Genomic DNA, 21,533 nt, shown 5'->3' on the forward strand with positions numbered 1-21,533 from the left:
GCTTGAACCGTCACGAAGGATTGGCCATGTCGACTCCTGACCCCGATGCGATCTGGCGACTGCTCAACGAGGCCCGCTTCGAAGAGGCGAGCGAGACGAAGGTCGCGGCCCTGGAGCGGGCCGTGGAGGCCGCCGACGCCATCGGCGACCCCGAACTGGTCAACTACGCGCTCAACGGCCTGGTCGACGCCTACGAGTTCTCCCGCGACTCCACGCGCATCCTCATCCCCTTCGCCCGGCTCCTGCGCAACTTCGACACCAGCCCCGACCACTTCGACGCCTACCTGACCAGGTCGCTGTACTGGACGTTCAAGTGGATCGTCGACAAGATGATCGAGCAGCCCGACGTGCCGCTGGAGTCCATCGAGCACTGGCTGTCCGAGATGCGCAGCCGCTACGCCGAGGCCGGCTACTCGATGCACGCCCCCGCCGCCTACGACATGCAGCTGGCCTTCCACATCGGCGACTACGACCGCGTCGCCGCCGCCATCGAGGCCCTCGGCGAAGCCGAGGAGGACGACATGTCCGACTGCGCCGCATGCCAGTACACCTCTCTGGCCACCATCGTCTTCTACGCCGAGGAGGACAGCGCCGACGCGTGCATGGAGATGCTCGACCCCGTCCTGACCGGCGAGTACACCTGCGCCCACGAGCCCCACTACGCCCTCGCCCTGTCCCTCGTCCCCCTGGTCGAACTCGGCAGGCCCGAGCAGGCCCGCGCCAACCACATGCGCGGCTACATGATGTGCAAGGGCAAAGAGGACATGGTCGCGATGATCGCCCTCCACGTCGAGTTCTGCGCCCTCACCGGCAACGAGGCCCGCGCCGTCGAGATCCTCGCCGACCACGCCCGCTTCTTCGACCTCGACCTCGGCGTCAGGGACCGCCAGCGCCTCCTGGAGGTCGCCGTCCTCACCTGTCGGCGCCTCCAGGCCCTCGGCTTCGCCGACGCCGCCGTGCCCGGGCCCGGCGGCCGCGACTGGACCGCCGCCGAACTCCACGACTGGGCCGAGGCCGAACGGACCGCCATCGTCGCCAAGTTCGACGCCCGCAACGGCAACGACCACCACTCGACCGCCTCCGCCTGCGTCGTCGACTCCACGCCCTATCCCGAGCCGGTCCACCTGGGCCTCAAGGAGCTCAAGGCGAAGGAGCCCCCCGCCGCCCCCCTCGCTCCCGAGCGGGTCGAGGGCCCCGACCTCGACAAGGCCATCGACGCCGCCTACGCCGCCTACGACCGCTGCTCGCCCGACACCTGGAAGGCCTGGCTGCGCGTCGGCGCCATCGCCGACTCGCTCGGCATCGAGCTCATCGCCGAGCACCGCGCCGAGATCGCCCACGCCCAGGCGACCGAGTCCGACGACCCCGCCGAGGTCCTCGCCGGGCTCGCCCGCGCCTCCGAGCTGTACGGCCTCGCCGGGCAGCCCGGCCGCGCCCTCGTCGCCGACGCCTTCGCGCTGCTGCACCTGGCCGAGACCGAACCGGACCGCGCCCGCGCCGGCGCCGCCCGGATCGTCGACGGCGCCCACCGCCTGCGCGAAGAGCAGCGCATCGACGACCGCAGCTTCCACACCAGCCAGGTGCTCGCCCTCCGAGCCGAGTACATCGCCGCCGGGGACGACCTCGCGTCCGTCCCCGCCGAGCTCGCCGAGCGCGCCCGCGCCCTCGACGCCGAACTGGCCGCCTTCCCCGAGCGCCGCTACGCGCTCATCCGCCGCTGCGACCTCGCCGACCTGCGCGCCCGCCTCACCACCGACACCGAGGCCAAGACCGCGCTGCTGCGCGAGGGCCTGCGGATCGCCCAGGACGCCGAGGCCGGCTGGGCCGTCGCCCGCGCCGACGCCGACCTGGCCGACCAGCTCGCCCTCGCCGGCGAGTTCGAGGCCGCCCTGGAGGCCGCCCGCGAGGGCATCGCCGCGCTCGGGACCGATCCGGGCCGCGGCGTCGCCGCGAAGCTCCACCTCCAGGCCGCCGAGTTCTCGATGCGCCTGGGCGACCACCCCGGCACCTACGAGCACGCGCTCCAGGCCTCGATCCACTGCGACGCCGCCGGCATGGCCGTCCCCGCGGCCATCGCCCGCCACCTGATGGGCGTCGCCCTCGTCGAGCAGGACCGCCGCGCCGAGGCCGTGCCCGTCCTCGAGGCCTCCCTCGCCGACCTGCCCGAGAGCGAGGTCTGGCGGGTGTGCAACGTCCGCTTCAACCTCGCCGAGTCCTACGACCGGCTCGACGACACCAGGCAGGCCGTCGAGCACGGCCTGGCCGCCCTCGCGCTCATGGAGGCCGCCGAGGACGACTACACCGCCCGCCTGTACGCCGACACGCTGTTCCTCACCGGCGAGCTGCTCGAGAAGCTCGGCGAGCACGACCACGCCCTCGAGGTCTACACGCGCGCCGCCACGGCGGCCGAGGAGCTCGGCGACCTCACCTCCTGGACCCGCGTCAGCCGCGCCCGCGTGTGGCTGCTGCGCACCGTCGTAGGCGACGCCGCCTTCGGTGAGGGCCTCCAGACCATGGCCCAGCTCGCCGCCCGGCTCCAGGCCGTCCGCGCCGACCCCGAGGCGAGCGAGCAGGTCAAGGAGACGTGCCGCTTCGAGCTCGGCGAGACCTACCGGCAGCACGCCCAGCTGACCTTCCAGTTCCTGGAGAGCCAGGCCGGGGAGCCGGGGCTGCGCCGCGACGAGGCCGAGCCGGTGCTCGACCTCCAGCGCCGCGCGCTCGCGGTGTTCCGGGACGGCCCGCTGCTGCTGGAGCGGGCGAGTCTGACCGCGCACCAGACGATGTGGCTGCTCTCCGAGCTCGACGACGTGCCGGGGGCGATCGGCGTGGGGGAGGAGGCCCTCGGCTGGCTGGCCTCCCCGGAGTTCGCCGAGGCCCGCGAGGGCTTCGAGCAGCACCTGTCCGACCTGCGGCAAGGAGACCGGTAGGAGCGGCGGCGCCCGCCCGCCGAGCGGCGGCCGAACCGACTCACGGCTCGTCGGCTTCGCCGGAGAGGCCGACACATGGCCCGCCCTCGGTCGAGAGGGGAGCCGACAGCGCGTCGACCGCTGCGAGGTAGGCTTGCTCAGCGGTGGCCGCGGCGGCTCTCGCCCGTCGCGAAATCGGATTGCCCGACCACCACTTACAGCTCGAACATGGTCATGTTCTGAGAATCATCAGCAGTCTCACCGACCGCCAGCCGGATCGAGAGGAATCATCGTGTCCCAAGACCGCACCGACGCACTCATCAGCCTGAGCAAACGCCGTGGCTTCGTCTTCCCCAGCTCGGAGATCTACGGAGGCACCCGCTCGGCTTGGGACTACGGTCCGCTCGGCGTGGAGCTCAAGGAGAACATCCGCCGCGAATGGTGGAACGCGATGGTGCGCCAGCGGGACGACGTCGTCGGCATCGACTCGGCCGTCGTGCTCAACCGCCAGGTGTGGGAGGCCAGCGGCCACGTCAAGGAGTTCACCGACCCGCTCACCGAGTGCCAGTCGTGCCACAAGCGCTTCCGCGCCGACCACCTCATCGAGGCCTACCAGGAGAAGCACGACGGCCGCGAGCCCGAGGGCGGCCTGCACGACCTCGCCTGCCCCAACTGCGGCGCCCGCGGCTCGCTCACCGAGCCGCGCATGTTCAACGGCCTGATGAAGACCTACCTCGGCCCCGTCGAGGACACCGAGAACGAGCACTTCCTGCGCCCCGAGACGGCCCAGGGCATCTTCGTGAACTTCACGAACGTCATGACCGCCGCGCGCAAGAAGCCGCCGTTCGGCATCGCCCAGACCGGCAAGTCCTTCCGCAACGAGATCACGCCGGGGAACTTCATCTTCCGCACCCGCGAGTTCGAGCAGATGGAGATGGAGTTCTTCGTCGAGCCGGGCACCGACGAGGAATGGCACGAGTACTGGCTCCAGGAGCGCTGGAACTGGTACGTCGACCTCGGCCTCTCCGAAGGGAACCTGCGCCGCTACGAGCACCCCAAGGACAAGCTCAGCCACTACTCGAAGCGCACCGTCGACATCGAGTACCGCTTCCGCTTCGCCGGCGGCGAATTCGGCGAGCTCGAGGGCATCGCCAACCGGACCGACTTCGACCTGTCGACCCACGCCTCCCACTCCGGCGCCGACCTGTCGTACTTCGACCAGGCCAAGGGCGAGCGCTGGACGCCGTACGTCATCGAGCCCGCCGCGGGCCTGACGAGATCGGTGCTCGCCTTCCTGCTGGAAGCCTACGACGTCGACGAGGCCCCCAACACCAAGGGCGGCGTCGACAAGCGCACCGTGCTCAGGTTCGACCCGCGCCTGGCGCCGGTGAAGGTCGCCGTCCTCCCGCTGAGCCGCAACGAGAACCTCTCGCCGAAGGCGAAGGACCTCGCGGCGCGGCTGCGCAGGCGCTGGAACGTCGACTTCGACGACGCCGGCGCGATCGGCCGCCGCTACCGCCGCGCCGACGAGATCGGCACGCCGTACTGCGTCACCGTCGACTTCGACACGCTCGAAGACCAGGCCGTGACCATCCGCGACCGCGACTCGATGAAGCAGGAGCGCGTCGCCCTCGACCAGGTCGAGCGCTACCTCCTCGAGCGCCTGTAGGCCCTAGACCCCGGGGCCGATCTCGATCCGATTGAGGTCGGCCCCTTCGGGTATGGACGCCGTGAGCAGGTCGATGTACTGGAGCGAGACCCCCGGCGGGATCGAGCGGTACCCCGGGACGGTGTTGGGGTCGCCGAACGGATCGCCCCAGCCGGGCAGGCCGCCGACGATCGTCCCCTCGACGTCGCGGAACACGATCGCGATCTTCACCGCATCGACGTAGCCGAGGTGCTCTTGCGCCTCGACCTGGTAGGAGACCCGGTAGCCCTCGGGGCTGAACAGCGGCTCGATGTCCACCACGGCGACCTGGGGGCGCCGCATCTCCTCGCCGAAGGGGTACGAGCCGGCGTCGGTCCCCCCGGGCGGGTCCCACATCTGCGCGTCCTCGATCACGAGGTCGAGCGCGCCCTCGTCGATGTCGCCGGCCGGCTCCAGCAGCACGTACCCGACGGGGACCGACGACTCGGCCGGGATGTGATCGAGGTAGACCTGCTCGACCGTGAACGGCGAGCCCTCCGCGTTCTCGGACATCACCGCGAGCGTGCTCGGCATGACCACCGCGTCGTGCGGATTCCTGATGATCGCCCCGAGACTCAGGCGCTCCTGGCCGTACCGGTCCACCACCCTCCCGAAGCCGAACTCGACGATCTCGAGCTCGGCGGCCATCGTGGCGTACGTGTCGCCGAAGCCCTCGCCGTCGTCCAGGAGCGAGAGCTCGTCGACCTCGGACACGGCCGCGTCAGGGTCGGGCCCGGTTTCGATCGCCATGAGCAGCAGCAGGATCGACACGCCGACGGCGATCCCGAACGGCAGCTGGGGGAGAGGCTCGGTCCGGCGGTGGACTCGGGTGACGAGTCCACGCAGCGTGTGCGCGACGCCGGTGGCCCAGCGGATCGGGCGCATAGAGGGGGTCCTTCGTGAGAACGCTACACTGGTGATTTCAACGGTAGCAGTCTGATTCCCGGGAGCCATGGTGTCGCACCCCTCGGCGCCCCAACCGGATTCGGAGATCACCATCGCGCTCGACGGTGAACCCGAACCGGACCCGCCGCCTTCGCGTCCCCGCCTCCCCAACGTCGTCCTGGTGTTCACCGCGGCCGTCGTCATGCTCGCCGCCGGCGTCGTGGCGGTGTCCAAATGGCTGCCCCTCCGCGAGCCCGCCGCAGAGGAGGCCGTCAGGTCGTTCCTGGAGGCCGTCCGCGCGGGCGACGTGGGCGCCGCCCTGGCGCTGGCGGGCGAGAGCGACGGCTCCGAGCGGTTCCTCGTCGCCGAGGCCCTCGACGACCGCTGGGAGGTCGTCCAGGTGGCCCAGGTCGCCTACACCGAGACCCCGAGAGGCGCGACGGCGGAGGTGTACGCCGAGATCGAGGCGCACGACGGCACCCGGCTCGGCCACCGCTACCGGGTGGGCCTCGAAGGCGGCGACCCGGTCGTCCGCAATGCGCTCGCCCGCACCGAGCACATACCCGAGGGCTTCGGCCACCTCGAGCTCAACGGGTACTCCGCCGACCCGGGCGAGGAGTCGCACGTGCTGCTGCTGCCCGGCGTGTACGAGCTGTACGAGTCCCAGCCGGCGACCCTGGACCTCGGCGTGTACCCGGTCCTGGTGCTCGGCGACCAGTTCATCGAGCTCGGCGGCGAGCACGCGACGACCTGGCTGCCGCAGCCGTGGCCGCAGCTGTCGGAGGAAGGGCGGCGGGCCCTCGACGAGGCGCTCAGGGCCCGCCTCGACGCCTGCGCGGAGCGGGCCCCCGCCGACGGCTGCCCGTTCGCGCCGCCGCCGGGGGACGAACGCATCGACATCCCCGCCGATGCGACGTGGGAGATCACGGCGTATCCGCAGGTGACCGCGGCGTACATGTACCTGCCGGGCTCCACCGAGCGGTCCTTCGAGCTGTTCACCACCGAGCCGGGCTCGGTCGAGGTCGAGGCCGTGATCGTCGAGGAGGACGGCGGCGAGCGGCGGACCAGGCTGAACTGCGGCATCTCGCCGGACGGCGTCCACGCCGAGTTCGACATGGCGGGCGGCGTGACGCTGACGCCGGGCTCGACGGCCGCGGAGCACTGCGGCTCGATGGTGGAGGTCGAGTGAGGCCCGCCCCGAAGACCGCGGCCGACCCGCTCGGCTCGCCGAAGACTGGGCTTGGAGCTCCGCCCGTCCCGCCGAGGCGGACGCGGTAGTGGTGGACGGCCCGCCCGCCTCGGGCTCGCCGAGTGGGCGGTATGAAGACAGATGCCGCTTTCCGGCCTTGCTCAGTCGATGTGGATGACGCAGTCGCAGTCGATCCAGGCTCGGGTGTCGCATTCGCCGGTGTGGGTGATGGAGTAGTGGACTTTGCTCTCCGACGCCCACAGTGAGGCGGGGCTGGTCGGGACCTCGGCCGAGGGTCGCTCGCCGGGCAGGTCCTCTTCGATCGCCTCGAACGAGACGGTCTCCACTTGCTGGGCCATTGCTGTCATGCTCCTTACGTTTAACGAGCTAAACGCAGAAGTTGCTCACGTGGTTTCGGGTCTGAGAGCATCCTCACAGCGCGCTCGCTCCGACCAGGGTAGCGCTCCCGTGCGACGGTCGTGTATGAGTTTTCGGATGCGGTCGAGCGCAGAGGCCCATGTCCACCAGGAGATTCTCCGTATATCCGGCGTTTCGCCACTGTGGCCGATCTCTCTGAGTCGGACAACCGACACTCTGGGCTTCCGCGGCGGCGGGAATTTTCCGTTCCGCCCGCCGGTTGTCCCCAGACTGAGACCTGGATCGAGCCGAGCCCCGGCTCGAGGACATCGCCCAGGCGGGGGGAATGACACCATGAAGCAGGATATCCACCCGGAATACGGCTACGTCGTCTTCCGTGACAGAGGCGCCGACTACTCGTTTCTGACCAGGTCGACCCTCGGCTCGGACGAGACGGTCGAGTGGGAGGACGGCAACACCTACCCGGTGGTCGACGTCCAGATCTCCTCGGCCTCGCACCCGTTCTGGACCGGCAAGAGCCGCGTCCTGGACGACGAGGGCCGCGTCGCCAAGTTCTACAAGAAGTACGGCAAGTCGCCCCAGAGCGAGTAGCCGCACCGGACCAAAAGGGGGCCTCCCGGCACCGGAGGCCCCCTTTTGCGCGCCTGCCGCGGCGCTCAGCCGCCCGAGGTGTCGAGCTCGGCGCCCTCGGGGACGGCGGCGTCCTCGCGGTCGTCGAGCCAGCCCTCGGGGAGGGGCACCTTGCCGGGGCTGTTCGTGCGCCCGCGCGGCTTGCCGAGCGTCGCCTCGGGGAACGGCGCGTCGGCGTCGAGCTTGCCGAGCAGGTCGTCGAGCTCGCCCAGGCTCGAGACCATCGACAGCGCGCGCCGCAGCTCGCCGCCCACCGGGAAGCCCTTGAGATACCACGCCACGTGCTTGCGGAACTCCTTGCAGCCGTGCTCCTCGGCCGGGATGTTGCGCCTGGCCTCGTAGGACTCGGCGCCCGCGATCCAGTCGACCAGCAGCGCCGCGTGCCTGGCCATGACCGCCGCCACTTCGCCGAGGCTCGGCAGCCGGCGTTCGCCGCGGCCCGCGAACGCCGCCTCCAGGTCCCCGAACAGCCACGGCCTTCCCAGGCAGCCGCGCCCGACCACGACGCCGTCGCAGCCGGTCTCGGCGGCCATGCGGAGCGCGTCGTCGGCCTCCCAGATGTCGCCGTTGCCGAGCACCGGGACGTCCAGGGCCTCCTTGAGCGAGGCGACGGCCTCCCAGTCGGCGGTGCCCGAGTACCGCTCGGCGGCGGTGCGGCCGTGCAGCGCCACCCACGCCACCCCGGCGTCCTCGGCGATCCTGCCCGCGTCGAGGTAGGTGAGGTGCTCGTCGTCGATGCCCTTGCGCATCTTCACCGTGACCGGGATCCCGGCCGGAGCGGCGGCGTCGACGGCGGCGGTCACGATCCGGCGGAACAGGTGCCGCTTCCACGGCAGTGCCGAGCCCCCGCCGCGGCGGGTGACCTTCGGCACCGGGCACCCGAAGTTCAAGTCGATGTGGTCGGCCAGGTCCTCCTCGGCGACCATCTCGACGGCGCGTCGCATCCCGTCGGGGTCCACGCCGTACAGCTGAAGACTGCGGGTCTCCTCCTCGGCGTCGAACTCGATGAGCCGCATCGTCTTCGGGTTGCGCTCGACGAGCGCCGCCGCGGTGATCATCTCGCACACGTAGATTCCCGCACCCTGTTCCCTGCACAGTTTGCGGAACGGCAGGTTGGTGATGCCGGCCATCGGGGCCAGCACCACCGGCGGGTCCACGGGACCGCCCGCGAGGGAGAGCTGCTTGGTCACCGCTCGATTATCCCAGCGGGAGCCGCCCGCTCCAAGCCGAGCGCCGCCGATGTGCGGAACGGCGCCGATGGAGCGGGCGGCTCCTACTCCAGGTCGAGTGTCACCGAGGCGTCGAACGGGCGCCCCTGGACGGGGTAGGCGCCGCCGTAGGCGAAGCCGTCGCCGCCGACCTCCGCGCCGCTCGGGAGCGTCGCAGGGCCGACCAGGTACGTGTGGAGCGCCTGGCCCTCGTAATCGGAGACGAGCAGCACCGTGGCGGCGCCCCCATAGCCCTGGACGTCGAGCGCCGGCGTCTCGGAGGCGCAGAGCGCGTCGGTCAGGCGCGCGTCGGCCAGCTCGTTCACGACCTCGCCGCCGGAGATCCAGCGCACCGCCGAGTCGCCGCGGGTGGTGGCGATGAACTGCCCGCTCTGCGCGCCGACCACGAGGCAGCTCGGGTTCGGCCCGACCTCGACGGCGGCGGTCTCGGCCAGTTCGGCGTCGAGCTCGTGGACGACGCCGTCGCCGGTCGCCACGGCGAAGGTCTCGCCGTTGAGCGCCACGTCGGCCACGCCGCCGCCGAAGGAGGCCGGCTCGGAGGCCGCGGCCTCGAAGGCGAACTCGGCGCCCTCGATGTGCTGCGCCGCCAGCCCGGTGAGGACGGCGGTCAGGTCGACCTTGACGGCCTGGCTCTCGCTGAGCGAGCCGACCAGGGCGTACGCGGCGGTGGCGACGGTGTCGGCGTGCGGCTCCTCTTCGACGGTGGTGCGCCCGGTGCTCAGCGAGCCCGAAGAGTCCGACCAGGCGTCGACCGAGGTCGGCGCGGTCAGCGGCAGCTCGACCTGGCCGACGATCTCGGCGCTGCCGAAGTGCCCGGCGTTCGGGAGGCCCGGATAGGGCTCGGACCAGCTCGAGTTGTAGGAGCCGGCCTTGTCGGCCAGGGCCACCACGACCAGCGCGCCGGTCTGCTCGGCGGGGTTCCAGGTGGTGACGAGCGCCAGCTCGTTCCCGTCGGTGAGCGCCACGTCGGTCGGGACCAGCCCCTCGGGGAGCTGGAGGCAGGTGCCGCCCTGCGCCCCGCTGATGCCCGCGGTGGCGAGGACGCCGCCGGAGAAGACGATCACCGAGTGGGCGTTGATCTCGCCGCTCTGCTCGGGGCGCGCGAGCGCGACGGGCGCGCCGAGCTCGCCGCCGAGGCCCGCGACGCAGTCGGCGGTGCTCCCCTCCTCGAGTTCGAGCTCGGGGACGCCCTCCTCTGAGAACCGGCCTCCGGCGCGGGGCGTGATGCCCAGCTGGTCGTCGGTGGACTCGAGGACGGAGACGTGGTCGACGCCGGAGAGTTCGCCGTCGTCGGTCACGTAGGCGAGCTGGCCCTGGACGCTGCGGTCGGCGTCGCCGAAGAGCGGCTCCGCGGTGACGGCGTTGCCGCTCACCGCCGCGAGCTCCTCGGAGGCGGCGTTCTCGCCGGGCGTGCCGTAGCGGTACTCGAACCATTCGGCGGTGCCCGCGGCGGCGGCCAGCTCGGCGTAGCGCTCGGCGTCGAGGGCCTCGCCGGTCTCGGCGCCCCCGTCGGACGAGCCGTCGCCGCCCTCGCCCTCTTCGCTCGGTTCGCTGGCGGGCGGCCCGCCGAGCATGATGACGATGGCGATGATGAGGCCGAGGGTGATGACCCCGCCGATGCCGTAGATCGCGTAGCGGACGCCCGCGTGGGTCGGCGGGGCGGCGACCTTGCCGTCCGACGGCGGCGGAGGCGCCGGCTCGGACCGCGGCGGTTCTGAGCGCGGCGGCTCCGACTGCACGGGCTCGGCCTGGGCGGGCACCGACGGCGCCGCCTGGTACGTGTCCGAGTACGCCGAAGCGGGCGGCTCGGGGGCGAGCTCGGCCCCGTACTGGTCTGCCTGCCGGTAGGGCTCGGCCTGCGCGCCGCTCTGGTAGGTGCCCCCCTGGTACGGCTCGGATGTGAAGGCCTCGGCCTGGTGCCCGGCGGCCTGGTACGGGTCGGAGCCGTACGGCGCGGCGTTCGGACTCGGCGCGTAGGACTGCTCGGACGGCGAGGGCTCCGGTTCGGCGGCGGGATCCGGCCAGGGCGCTCCGCCCTGGGGGCCGCCCCAGCCGCCGGTGCGGGACTGCCGGCTGATCCAGTCCTGGTTCTCCGGCGGCGGCCACTGGCCGCTCATGTCCGGCGCCTCGCCCCACTCCTGTCGGCGCGGGAACTCCGGCTCGACCGGGGGCGGAGGCGGAGGCGCGGCTGGAGGTGTGGGCGGAGGCGCGGGCGAAGGCGCCTCGGGTGTCCGGCTCGGCAGCGGCGCGTCCGCGGTGAGCCCGGCGAAGCCGTCGGGCGCCGGCTCCTGGGCGCCCGTCCCCAGAACGTCCTCCTCCGCCGGTTCCGGCTGAGAGGAGGGCAGGTGACCCACCCCGCGCGCGGTGATGCGGGGAGGATTGGTGGGTGTGGCCGCCGGCTCGCTGGCAGGGGGCCAGGAGGGAGGCTGCTCGGGCGTTGGGTCCGGCATGATAGGCGACTCTAGCGGATTGAGGTGCCGGGCGGTGAGGCGTGGTCGGGAAACGATCGACTGAGGAACATGGTACGGCGAAGCGGCCCACCGGAAGCGTTCCGGGACATGACGATCACTCAAGTGTGACGCGCGTCGGACGGTTCCCTCACACGGCCGGGCCGCTGCGGCCGGAGCGTCGGCCCCAGGGGGCAGAATGGGAAGGTCTTCGAAGTGAGGTGAGTGGTGGCGGGCCGGATCCGAGACGCTGACATCCAGCTGGTGCGCGAACGCGTCGACATCGCCGACGTGATCGGTGAACGCGTCACCCTGCGCAATGCCGGTGGCGGCAATCTCAAAGGGCTGTGCCCCTTCCACGACGAGCGCTCGCCGAGCTTCAACGTCACGCCCGCCCGCGGCGTCTACCACTGCTTCGGCTGCGGCGTCGGCGGCGACGCCATCACCTTCCTCACCGAGCTCGACGGGCTCACCTTCGTCGAGGCCGTCGAGCGCCTCGCGGCCCGCGCCGGCCTCAAACTGACCTATGAGGACATCGACGGCCGCGTCCGGCGCGGCCCCTCCTCCCAGCCCGGCCTCAAGCAGCGGCTGCTGGAGGCCCACACCGCCGCCGCCGACTTCTACACGAGACAACTGCTGACACCCGAGGCCGGGTCTGCCCGCCGCTTCCTGACCGACCGCGGCTTCGACCGCGAGGCCGCCGCCACCTTCGGCTGCGGCTACGCCCCCGACGCCTGGGACGCCCTCACCAAGCACCTGCGGGCCAAGGGCTTCACCGCCGAGGAGCTGACCGGCGCCGGCCTGGCCAAACCCAGCCGCACCGGCAACCTCATCGACCGCTTCCGCCGCCGCCTGGTCTGGCCGATCCGCGACTCCTCTGGCTCGACGATCGGCTTCGGCGCCCGCAAGCTCTTCGACGACGACCAGGGCCCGAAGTACCTCAACACGCCCGAGACGCCGCTGTACAAGAAGTCCCAGGTGCTGTACGGGCTCGACCTCGCCCGCCGGGAGATAGCCAAGACCGGGCGCGTGGTCATCGTCGAGGGCTACACCGACGTCATGGCCTGCCACCTCGCCGGCGTCCCCGTCGCGGTCGCCACCTGCGGCACCGCCTTCGGCGCCGAGCACATCCGCATCCTGCGGCGGTTCCTGTTCGACTCCGAGACCGCCAACGGGCGCATCATCTTCACCTTCGACGGCGACGAGGCGGGGCAGCGGGCCGCGCTCAAGGCCTTCGACGAGGAGCAGCGCTTCGTCTCCCAGACCTACATCGCCGTCACCCCCGACGGCCGCGACCCGTGCGAACTGCGCCAGCACGGCGGCGACGAGGCGGTGCGCGAGCTCATCGAGCGGCACACGCCGCTGGTCCAGTTCGCGCTCGACCGCGAGATCGCCAAGCACGACCTCGACACCGCCGAAGGCCGCCTGCACGCCACCCGCGCCATAGCGCCGCTGCTGGCCCGCGTCAAGGACCGCGGCCTCGTCGACGAGTACATCGGCGACTACGCCGGGCGCCTCGGCAAGGAGAAGGCCGAGCTGCGCCGCGCCGTCGCGGGCGCCGGGTCCGCCTCCGGCCAGGCCGCCGAGCAGGTGCCCGCCCCCAGGCGCAGCCGCGACGCCGATTCGACGCAGCTGCGCGCCCAACGCGAGGTGCTCAAGCTCGCGCTCCAGCACCCGCAGGTCGCCGGGCCCTACTTCGACGCGGTCGACGCCGTCCCGTACACCGACTCGAACTACCGGGCGGTGCGCGAGGCGGTCGCCGCGGCCGGGGGGGCGGCGAAGGCCGCCTCGGGCGTGAACTGGATCGCCGCCGTCTCGGCCGCCTGCACCGAGATCGCCGCGCAGGCGCTGGTGAACGAGCTGGCCGTCGAGGAGCTGCGAATCGACCGCGAACCGGACGCGGTCTACGTGCGCACGCTGCTGGCCCGCATCCAGCGCCCCGTCGTGGAAGCCGAGGTCGCCGACCTCAAAAGGCGCCTCCAGCGGGTCAACCCCAGCACCGACAAGGACGAGTACATGAGCCTGTTCGGCAAGCTCATGGGCCTGGAGCAGCACGTGCGCTCACTGCGCGACCAGGCCGCGAACGCCGTCGAATAGAGCGCGGAACAGAGGAAGGCCGCCCACTCGTGCAGTGGGCGGCCTTCGCTCGACGGGTGTTGCTCACAATGCCTTGGACGGCTGCGGGTTGCGCAGCGGTTCGCCGTTGCGGTGCAGCTCGCCGAGGGCCTCGCGCCAGGACTGGATCAGCCCGGTCGCGTGGTAGGGGATGCCCTTCTCCTCGCAGAACTCGCGCACGATCGGCTGGGCCTTGCCCAGGTGCGGCGAGGGCATGCCCGGGAACAGGTGGTGCTCGATCTGGTAGTTCAGGCCGCCCATGGCCGCGTCGATCATTCGGCCGCCACGCACGTTTCGGGAGGTCAGGACCTGCTTGCGCAGGAAGTCGAGCTGCTGCTCGCCGACGAAGGTCGGCATGCCCTTGTGGTTCGGGGCGAAGATCGAGCCCATGTACAGGCCCCACAGGGCCTTGTGCACGAGGATGAACACGATCGCCTTGCCCGGCGAGAGCACCAGGAACACGGCCGCCGCGTAGGCGACGAAGTGGATCGCCAGCAGCGTGGCCTCCAGCGCGCGGTGCTTCAGGCCCGGCTTGAGGACGGATTTGATGCCCGACCAGTTGAGGTTGAGGCCCTCGAGGGTGAGGATCGGGAAGAACAACTGCGCCTGGTACTTGCCGAAGAACCGGTCGATCCCCTGGGCGATGCGCGCTTGGCGCTTGGACCAGACGAACAGACCCGGCGAGACGTCCGGGTCGAGCTCCTCGTGGTTGGGGTTGGCGTGGTGGCGGGTGTGCTTGTCGTTCCACCAGCCGTAGCCCATGCCGTTGGCGAGGTTCCCCGTGAAGAAGCCGGCCCGCTCGGAGGCGGTGCGGGTGCGGAAGACCTGCCGGTGCGCGAGGTCGTGGCCCAGCAGCGCGACCTGGGCGCTGACGATCGCCAGGACGACGGCGGTGAACATCTGGAGCCAGGTGTCGCCGATGAACGCGAAGCTCACCCAGGTGCCCACGTACAGGGCGCCGACGACGCTGAACCGGAGCACGTAGTAGCGGGGACGGCGCCGCATGAGGCCCGCCTCGTTGATACGGCGGGACAGTTCGGCGAAGTCGCTGCCGGCCCGGGTGGGCCTTTCGGTCAATGCGGTTGGCATTGGCACTCCCAATGTCGAGTGTCGAGTGATCGCACAGAGTGTTCGGCGGCCCTGGACCGAGGGCGTCGCGGCACAGAGCGATCGGCCGTGCCGGTTCCGTGGGGAGTCCGGTTCCGCTGCTATTAAGCCTGCCCGTACGGGGACGCCATGTCGCTACCGCTGGCCCGTCAATGTAGGTAGTGCTAACCCCACCGCCGGGCGTGTCGCGCGGCGTCCGGGGAGCCCGGGCGGCCTCCGGTGCTGCACCCGTGCGGTGCGCCGAGGCCCGGTGTCCGGCGAGTTCCGCCGGGTCGCCGCACCCGTGCGGTGTGGGTTCGAGTCCCACCCGGGGCTCTGCCGAGCGGACGGACCGCTTCGTCCGGCCGCGCGCGACTGACGCGGTGAAAAACCGACTCGCGGCATGTCGGTGGTTCGATCTAGGCTCGTGGCATGCCGCTAGACAACGAGATCTTGGTGCGTGCGCGTGATCTGCGCAAACGCTACGGAAACCATGAGGCCGTCCGAGGCGTCGATTTCGAGATCCGGCGGGGCGAGGCCTTCGGCTTCCTCGGTGCGAACGGCGCCGGGAAGTCCACCACCATGCGGATGATCGGCTGCGTCTCCGAACCCAGTGGCGGCCACCTCGAGGTCTTCGACCTCGACCCGCACACCGACGGCCCGGCCATCCGCGCCCGCCTCGGCGTCGTCCCCCAGGACAACACGCTCGACACCATGCTCACGGTGTTCGAGAACCTCACCGTCTACGCCGGGTACTTCGGCATCAAGCGCCGCGAGGCCAAGGCCAAGGCCGCCGAGCTGCTCGAGTTCGTGCAGCTGTCGGCCCGCGCCAACGACCAGGTCAACGACCTCTCCGGCGGCATGCAGCGCCGCCTCGCCATCGCCCGCTCCCTCATCAACGCCCCCGACCTGGTCCTCCTCGACGAGCCCACCACCGGCCTCGACCCCCAGGCCCGCCACCTCGTCTGGGAGCGCCTCTTCCAGCTCAAGCAGCAGGGCGTGTCGATCCTCCTGACCACCCACTACATGGACGAGGCCGAGCAGCTGTGCGACCGGCTCGTGGTCATGGACGAGGGCAGGATCATCGCCGCCGGCTCCCCGCGCGAGCTCATCGACACCTACGTCACCAAGGAGGTCGTCGAGCTCCGCTTCGCGGGCAGGCACACCACCGCGCTGGCCGAGCTGGCCCTGGAGCTGGACGGCATCGGCGGCCAGATCGAGCCCCTGCCGGACCGGATCCTCGTCTACACCGACGACGCCGAGGACACCGCCGCAGCCCTCGAGGCCCGCGACATCAGGCCCACCTCCGTCCTGGACCGCCGCGCCACCCTCGAAGACGTCTTCCTGCGCCTGACCGGCCGCGCCCTCGTCGAGGACGAGGCATGACGGCCGTCGCGGCGCCCGCGCCCGCCCGGCTCGGCCACGCCGCCGGGGCCTGGCGCGCCTTCCTGCTCCAACTGGCCCTGTACAGGCACATCTGGCACGGCACGGCGTTCTCCTCGGTGATCCTGCCGATCCTGTACATGGTCAGCATCGGGATCGGCGTCGGCTCCTACATCGACGACGCCTCCACCGGCGGCATCACCTACGCCGAGTTCATCGCCCCCGGCCTCATCGCCTCGGTCGCGGTCATGATGCTCGGCAACGACATGGTCTACCCCGTCTTCGGCGGCTACCGGGAATGGGGCGGCTCCTACCTCGCGCAGCGGGCCACGCCGCTGCGCCCGGTCGACATCCTCAACGGCCACCTGCTGTACGCGGTCGTCTTCCGCCCGCTCACCGCCTGCACCGTCGTGGCGGTCGTGCTCGCCTTCTTCGGCGTCTACACCTCGGCCTGGGCGGCGCTGGCCGTCGTCGCCGCGGTGTTCGTCTCGGCCTCCATCGCGCCGTGGCTGTTCGCCTGGTGCTCGAGCCTGAAGAGCGAGTCGATGCTCAACGCGGTCTTCCGCTTCGCGATCATGCCGATCACGCTGTTCTCCGGGGTGTTCTTCCCCGCCGAGCAGATGCCGGGCTTCCTGCAGCCGCTGGTGTGGCTCTCCCCGCTGTGGCACGGCACCGAGCTCGCCCGCGCCGCCACCGCCGACGTCGCGCCCGCGCTGCCGCCGATCGCCCACCTCGCCTACCTCGTCGCGCTCGGCGCCGGCGGCTGGCTCGCCGCCAGGCGCGTCGTCGTCCGACGGCTGTCCTTCTAGGAGCATTCAGTGTCCGTCATCTCCTACGGCCTCGTCAGGGCCCGCGTGCGGCCCTCCGGTTCCATGCTCGCGCGCAACTGGATCGCCATGCGCCGCGCCTGGGTCCTGATCGTCTCCGGCGGCGTCGAGTCGCTGCTGTTCCTGTTCGCCTTCGGCTTCGGCGTCGGCTCCATGGTCGGCGACATCACGCTGCCCGACGGCACCGCGATCTCCTACACCGCGTACGTGGCCCCGGCGATCCTGGCCAACGCCGCCATGATGGGAACGCTGCTGGAGACCTCCATCAACGTGTTCGCGAAGTTCAAGTGGATGAAGGTCTACGACGGCATCCTCAACACGCCGATGCGGCCCGGCGACGTCGCCCTCGGCGAGGTGTGGTGGGCGCTCATCCGCGGCGGCATCTACGTCGGCATGTTCGTGATCGCCATGGGCGCCTTCGGGCTCCTCGACTCGTGGTGGTCGGTCCTGGCCGTGCCCGCCTGCGTGTTCATCGCCCTGGCCTTCGCGGGGATCGGCCTGACCCTGGCGACGTTCTTCCGCGAGTGGACCGACTTCGACTGGATGATGGCCGTCGTCTTCGCCATGTTCCTGTTCGGCGGCACGTTCACGCCGGTGGAGGCCTACCCGGGCTTCGCGCAGCCGATCGTCTACGTCATGCCGCTCTACCACGGGATCGAGCTGGTGCGCGGCCTCAGCCTGGGCGCCTTCCACCCGATGATGCTGGTGAACGTGTTGTACCTGATGGCCCTTGCGGCCGTTGGGACCTGGGTCGCGCAGCGGCGCTTGGCGAAAGCCCTATACAAGTAAGAAGAAATTCTCCAAATGTGTCCTTCACAACGAAGAATTTCTTCGATATCGTCCGTTTTACGCATGAAGGCCACCGTCCGAACCGTCGGCGCGGCTCCCCCCCCAGTCTCCCTTTAAGGAGGTCCCTCATGCGAACCGATGGACGCCTACAGCATCCGCTCCGCGAAGTCACGCGCAGGATCGTGCTCGCCTTCGCCGCATTCGCCCTCGCCGTCGCGGGCGCGATGATCCCGGCCACGGCGGCGAACGCCCAGGACGTGTCGATCCAGGCCGTCAGCCACAAGAGTCCCTTCAACTGCAACAAGGTCTTCGACGCCAACAACTGGACCGGCGGCCACAACCCGAGCAACACCATCGACTGGCAGACCGCCGGATCGGACGGCATCAACGGCGAGACCGTCCGCGCCACCGCCGGCGGCACCGCCTACTTCTACAACGAGGGCGGCGACAGCTACGGCCGGTGGGTCCAGATCGTCCACTCCGACGGCAGCCGCACCCGCTACGCCCACCTGGCCACCCAGGTCCGCTCGCCCGGCTCCAGCATGTCGGTCAGCCAGGGCACCGTCATCGGCACCGTCGGCTCCACCGGGAACTCCTCGGCCCCGCACCTGCACTACGAGCAGCGCAACAGCAGCGGCTCGGTCGTGACGCCGGTCGTCGAGGGCGTCCGGGTCCCGCTGGGCACCGAGAAGGCCATCAAGAGCACCAACGCCTGCGGCGGTGGCGGCGGGAACCCCTACACGCCGCGGGAGGTCTGCGGCAGCGGCTTCTCCGTGATCAACTCCCACGCGCTCAGCGGCGGTCGCATCTACCTGCTGTACAACGGCTCCACCGGCTACAACTGCGTGGTCACGATCAAAACCACCAAGATCGGCACCCCGAGCCCGGTCTCGGCCACGCTCCAGAAGGAGGGCGGCACCAAGGGCACCGACTCGGGGAACTTCGCCTACTACGCCGGGCCGGTCAAACGCCATGCGCCGAACACCTGCGTCAAGTGGGGCGGATCGGTCGGCTCCAGCTCGTGGACGAGCGGCTGGAGCCATTGCGGCTGATCGCTCCGTAGGAAGGGCCCGCTAAGGTGGGCGCGTGAGAACCCTGCTGCGACTCTCCTTGGTCGTCTTGCTGGTCGGCGCGTCCGCCTTGGCCCCCGCCTCGGCCGCCCACGCCGCAGACGAGCCGCGCGTGCTGGTGCTGACCGCCGGCCACCGCGACGCCGAGACCGTGGACTTCGCCCTCGAACGCCTCGCCATGGAGGCGCGGCGCTGGAACTTCCAGCTCGTCGAGGGCGAGCCGGCCGACGTGGCGGACCTGTCCGGCATCGACGTCGTCATGCTCCTGGACACCGAAGGCGACATCTTCGACGCGGGTCAGGAGGCGGCGCTCCAGGACTTCGTCGAAGGCGGCGGCGGGCTCGTCGCCACGCACTCGGCCGCCGCCACCGAAGCCGACTGGACGTGGTGGAGCGAGGCGCTCGGCGCCACACCGGCCGGTGAGGCCGTCGAGCCGGCCGTCGAGAAGAAGGTGAGCTTCAACGCCGGCTCGCCTATCACCGAGGGCCTCGACGAGGAACTCGAGGCGACCGAGCGCTGGTACTACTTCGACCCCGAGCCCGGCGAGACGGGCCAGAACGTCCTGGCGACGGTGGACACCGGCGACCCGGCGGCGTGGAACTCGCAGGACCTGCGCGTCTTCTACTCCGTGGCGGGCGGGGACCACGAGACCTGGGGCGAGAGGGACTTCCTCCAGCTGATCCGGCAGGGGATCTGGTGGGCGGCGGGCGAGGAGCGCGCGATGGTCCAGAACATCGAGGACACCGCCCCGCAGTGGCCGTACACGCTCACGTTCATCCTGTTCGTGGCGGCCGTGGCCGGCGGCGGCTCGATCGCCGTGTGGCGGCTCGACCGCACCGAGACCGCCCGAGCCGCCGAGCTGACCGCCGAACGCGAGCGGGCCTAAGGCCCGGAGACCCCGTCCGCCGTCTCAGAACCGGCCCGCGACGACCGTCGTCACCTCGGCCACGCCGTTGCGGTAGGGGAGGTCCTCGTCGCCGGGGTCATCGTTGGGCGGCCCGCTGCGCCGCTTCACCGAGGCCTCCTCCAGCGGCAGCGCCATGAACGCCGAGGCCGCCTCCTCTCTGGCGTCGGGCTCGCGCGAGCGCTCCGAGCGCCCGATCGACATGCGCTCGATCAGGGCCCGCATCGCCAGGCGGCCCTCGTCGGCGTCCGTCACCAGCGTGGCCCGGCCGTGGACCACCACGCTGCGGTAGTTCATCGAGTGGTGGAACCAGGATTTGGCGAAGACGAGGCCGTCGACGACGGTGGCCGTCAGGCACACGTCGAAGCCCTCCCGTGCCGCCAGCCCCAGCGACGAGCCGGTCGACCCGTGGAAGTACACCGTGTCGCCGATGCGCGCGTGGAAGGTCGGCAGGACCCGCGGAGCGCCGTCGGGCCCGGTGAAGGCCACGTCGCAGAACAGCGCCTCGTCGAGGACCTGGAAGGCCGGGGCCCTGCCGTAGTCGACGCGCTCGGCGGACCGCTTGGGAGTGGTGCGGGCGGTCGGCGGGAACGCGGGGTCCGCGGCGGGGTGGTCGAAGAGGGAGCTCATGGGGGGACTCCCATCGTCTGATTTTGTACTGATACAATAACTCAGTTATGTCGGTACATTACCAGATCACGGGCTCCTCCGCGAGCGAGATAGCCGCCAGCATCGAAGTCGGCGTGCGCGACGGCCGCCTGCCGCCCGGCCGCACCCTGCCCGCCGTCCGCAAGCTCGCCGCCGACCTCGGCGTCGCCGCGGGCACCGCCGCCGCCGCCTACCGCCGCCTGCGCGAACGCGGCGTCGTCGAGACCGGCGGCCGGGCCGGGACCTTCGTGCGCGAGCGCTCGGCCTTCACCCCCTCCGGCACGATCACCGTCCCGCCCGGCGTCGTCGACCTCCTCAGCGGCGAACCCGACCCCGAGCTCCTGCCCGACCTCGACTCCCTCAAGACCCGCGTCGAGATCACCCCCGGCGACTACCGCAACGGCGGCCCCTGCCCCGACCTGCTCGACCTCGCCCGCGACCGCCTCGCCGCCGACGGCGTCCACGGCGAGCTCACCGTCACCTCCGGAGCCCTCGACGCCTTCGAACGCGGCCTGGCCGCCCGGTGCGAACCCGGCGACACCGTCGCCGTCGAGGAGCCCACCTGGTCCAACGGCCGCGACCTCCTCCTCGCCGCCGGCTACCACGTCACCCCCGTCGCCGTCGACGCCGACGGCCCGATCCCCTCCGAACTGGACGGCGCCCTGGCGCGGGGCGCCCGCGCGTTCATCCTCACCGCCCGCGGCCAGAACCCCACCGGCGCCGCCGTCTCCGCCGAGCGTGCCGCGGCCCTGCGCGAGGTCCTCGCCGCCCACCCCGGCGTGTTCGTCATCGAGGACGACCACTGGGGCGAGCTCGGCCGCACCCCGCTCCACCTCGTCGCCGACGCCGCCGAACGGTGGATGTTCGTCCGCTCCGTCTCCAAGCCCTACGGGCCCGACCTGCGCTGCGCCGTCGTCGCCGCCGACGGCGACACCAAGGCCCGCGTGCAGGGCCGCATGGCCATCTCCCACGGCTGGGTCTCGTGCATCCTCCAGCACTTCGTCATCGCCGCATGGGAGGACGACGACATCACCGCCGTCGTCGAACGCGCCGGGCGGACCTACGCCGAACGCCAGACCGCGCTGCGCGAGGCCCTCGCCGAACGCGGCGTCCACGTCTTCGGCCGCTCCGGGCTCAACCTGTGGGTCCCGGTGGCCGACGAGACCGCCGCCGTCGTCGCGCTCCGCGACGCCGGCTACGCCGTCGCCCCCGGCCGCCCCTACTCACTCCACGGCCACCCCGGCATCCGCATCAGCACCGCCCGGCTCGACCCGGCACTCGCCCCGGCGGTGGCCGACGCCGTCGCCACGGCCGCCGGACCGGCCTCCCCGCCGATCTGACAACTCCAGAAAGGAACCCC

General features: G+C 71.3%; 17 protein-coding genes. 11 read left to right on the forward strand and 6 right to left on the reverse strand.

Features of this window, described 5'->3' with window-relative positions:
- Positions 1-26 precede the first annotated feature (26 nt).
- Positions 27-2,927, forward strand: coding sequence for a hypothetical protein (locus YWW_RS0104125; protein ID WP_026929102.1), 2,901 nt, complete (start codon positions 27-29; stop codon positions 2,925-2,927).
- A 271-nt stretch (positions 2,928-3,198) separates the two neighbouring features.
- The gene (locus tag YWW_RS0104130; RefSeq protein ID WP_026929103.1) at positions 3,199-4,575 is read left to right on the forward strand and encodes a glycine--tRNA ligase; all 1,377 of its coding nucleotides are present in this window, start codon (positions 3,199-3,201) and stop codon (positions 4,573-4,575) included.
- 3 nt (positions 4,576-4,578) lie between these two features.
- Here the strand turns inward: YWW_RS0104130 and YWW_RS0104135 are convergent, their stop codons facing one another.
- Positions 4,579-5,478 carry a hypothetical protein gene (locus YWW_RS0104135; protein ID WP_026929104.1) on the reverse strand — a complete coding sequence of 300 codons (900 nt, stop codon included), beginning with the start codon at positions 5,476-5,478 and terminating at the stop codon, positions 4,579-4,581.
- Between the two features lie 67 nt (positions 5,479-5,545).
- Here YWW_RS0104135 and YWW_RS0104140 point away from each other — a divergent pair, with 67 nt between their 5' ends.
- On the forward strand, positions 5,546-6,667 hold the full coding sequence (locus YWW_RS0104140) for a hypothetical protein (protein ID WP_026929105.1): 1,122 nt from the start codon (positions 5,546-5,548) through the stop codon (positions 6,665-6,667).
- Positions 6,668-6,828: 161 nt separating this feature from the next.
- Here the strand turns inward: YWW_RS0104140 and YWW_RS0104145 are convergent, their stop codons facing one another.
- Positions 6,829-7,026 (reverse strand): hypothetical protein, encoded by a 198-nt coding sequence (locus tag YWW_RS0104145; RefSeq protein WP_026929106.1) that lies wholly within the window; start codon positions 7,024-7,026, stop codon positions 6,829-6,831.
- 352 nt (positions 7,027-7,378) lie between these two features.
- Between YWW_RS0104145 and YWW_RS0104150 the strand changes: the two genes are divergently transcribed.
- Positions 7,379-7,636, forward strand: coding sequence for a type B 50S ribosomal protein L31 (locus YWW_RS0104150; protein ID WP_026929107.1), 258 nt, complete (start codon positions 7,379-7,381; stop codon positions 7,634-7,636).
- Positions 7,637-7,701: 65 nt separating this feature from the next.
- Here YWW_RS0104150 and dusB read toward each other — a convergent pair whose 3' ends face one another.
- On the reverse strand, positions 7,702-8,865 hold the full coding sequence (gene dusB, locus YWW_RS37185; protein ID WP_026929108.1) for a tRNA dihydrouridine synthase DusB: 1,164 nt from the start codon (positions 8,863-8,865) through the stop codon (positions 7,702-7,704).
- Positions 8,866-8,948: 83 nt separating this feature from the next.
- Positions 8,949-11,021: a hypothetical protein gene (locus YWW_RS37190; protein WP_026929109.1), complete on the reverse strand. Its 2,073-nt coding sequence runs from the start codon at positions 11,019-11,021 to the stop codon at positions 8,949-8,951.
- A 558-nt stretch (positions 11,022-11,579) separates the two neighbouring features.
- Here YWW_RS37190 and dnaG point away from each other — a divergent pair.
- A complete protein-coding gene (dnaG, locus tag YWW_RS0104165; RefSeq protein ID WP_026929110.1) occupies positions 11,580-13,448 on the forward strand; it encodes a DNA primase in 1,869 nt (622 codons plus the stop codon).
- A gap of 63 nt (positions 13,449-13,511) precedes the next feature.
- Here dnaG and YWW_RS0104170 read toward each other — a convergent pair whose 3' ends face one another.
- Positions 13,512-14,555, reverse strand: coding sequence for a fatty acid desaturase family protein (locus YWW_RS0104170; RefSeq protein ID WP_035697102.1), 1,044 nt, complete (start codon positions 14,553-14,555; stop codon positions 13,512-13,514).
- Between the two features lie 429 nt (positions 14,556-14,984).
- Here YWW_RS0104170 and YWW_RS0104175 point away from each other — a divergent pair, with 429 nt between their 5' ends.
- The 5 genes from YWW_RS0104175 (at position 14,985) to YWW_RS0104195 (ending at position 19,507) form a co-directional block, all read left to right on the forward strand.
- On the forward strand, positions 14,985-15,938 hold the full coding sequence (locus tag YWW_RS0104175; protein ID WP_026929112.1) for an ABC transporter ATP-binding protein: 954 nt from the start codon (positions 14,985-14,987) through the stop codon (positions 15,936-15,938).
- Positions 15,935-16,744 (forward strand): ABC transporter permease, encoded by an 810-nt coding sequence (locus YWW_RS0104180; protein WP_026929113.1) that lies wholly within the window; start codon positions 15,935-15,937, stop codon positions 16,742-16,744. The genes YWW_RS0104175 and YWW_RS0104180 overlap by 4 nt, the downstream gene beginning before the upstream one ends.
- 9 nt (positions 16,745-16,753) lie before the next feature.
- Positions 16,754-17,551 (forward strand): ABC transporter permease, encoded by a 798-nt coding sequence (locus YWW_RS0104185; protein WP_026929114.1) that lies wholly within the window; start codon positions 16,754-16,756, stop codon positions 17,549-17,551.
- A gap of 128 nt (positions 17,552-17,679) precedes the next feature.
- On the forward strand, positions 17,680-18,603 hold the full coding sequence (locus tag YWW_RS0104190; protein ID WP_155829900.1) for a M23 family metallopeptidase: 924 nt from the start codon (positions 17,680-17,682) through the stop codon (positions 18,601-18,603).
- A gap of 34 nt (positions 18,604-18,637) precedes the next feature.
- Complete coding sequence (locus YWW_RS0104195; RefSeq protein ID WP_026929116.1) at positions 18,638-19,507, forward strand: ThuA domain-containing protein; 870 nt, start codon at positions 18,638-18,640, stop codon at positions 19,505-19,507.
- Between the two features lie 24 nt (positions 19,508-19,531).
- On the opposite strand, the gene YWW_RS28250 is transcribed toward YWW_RS0104195, so the two are convergent.
- Complete coding sequence (locus tag YWW_RS28250) at positions 19,532-20,155, reverse strand: pyridoxamine 5'-phosphate oxidase family protein (protein WP_051325356.1); 624 nt, start codon at positions 20,153-20,155, stop codon at positions 19,532-19,534.
- Positions 20,156-20,202: 47 nt separating this feature from the next.
- Between YWW_RS28250 and YWW_RS0104205 the strand changes: the two genes are divergently transcribed.
- Positions 20,203-21,513 (forward strand): aminotransferase class I/II-fold pyridoxal phosphate-dependent enzyme, encoded by a 1,311-nt coding sequence (locus tag YWW_RS0104205; protein ID WP_026929117.1) that lies wholly within the window; start codon positions 20,203-20,205, stop codon positions 21,511-21,513.
- Positions 21,514-21,533 lie beyond the last annotated feature (20 nt).

This window comes from Glycomyces tenuis DSM 44171 (assembly GCF_000427885.1).
Lineage (GTDB): Bacteria > Actinomycetota > Actinomycetes > Mycobacteriales > Micromonosporaceae > Glycomyces > Glycomyces tenuis.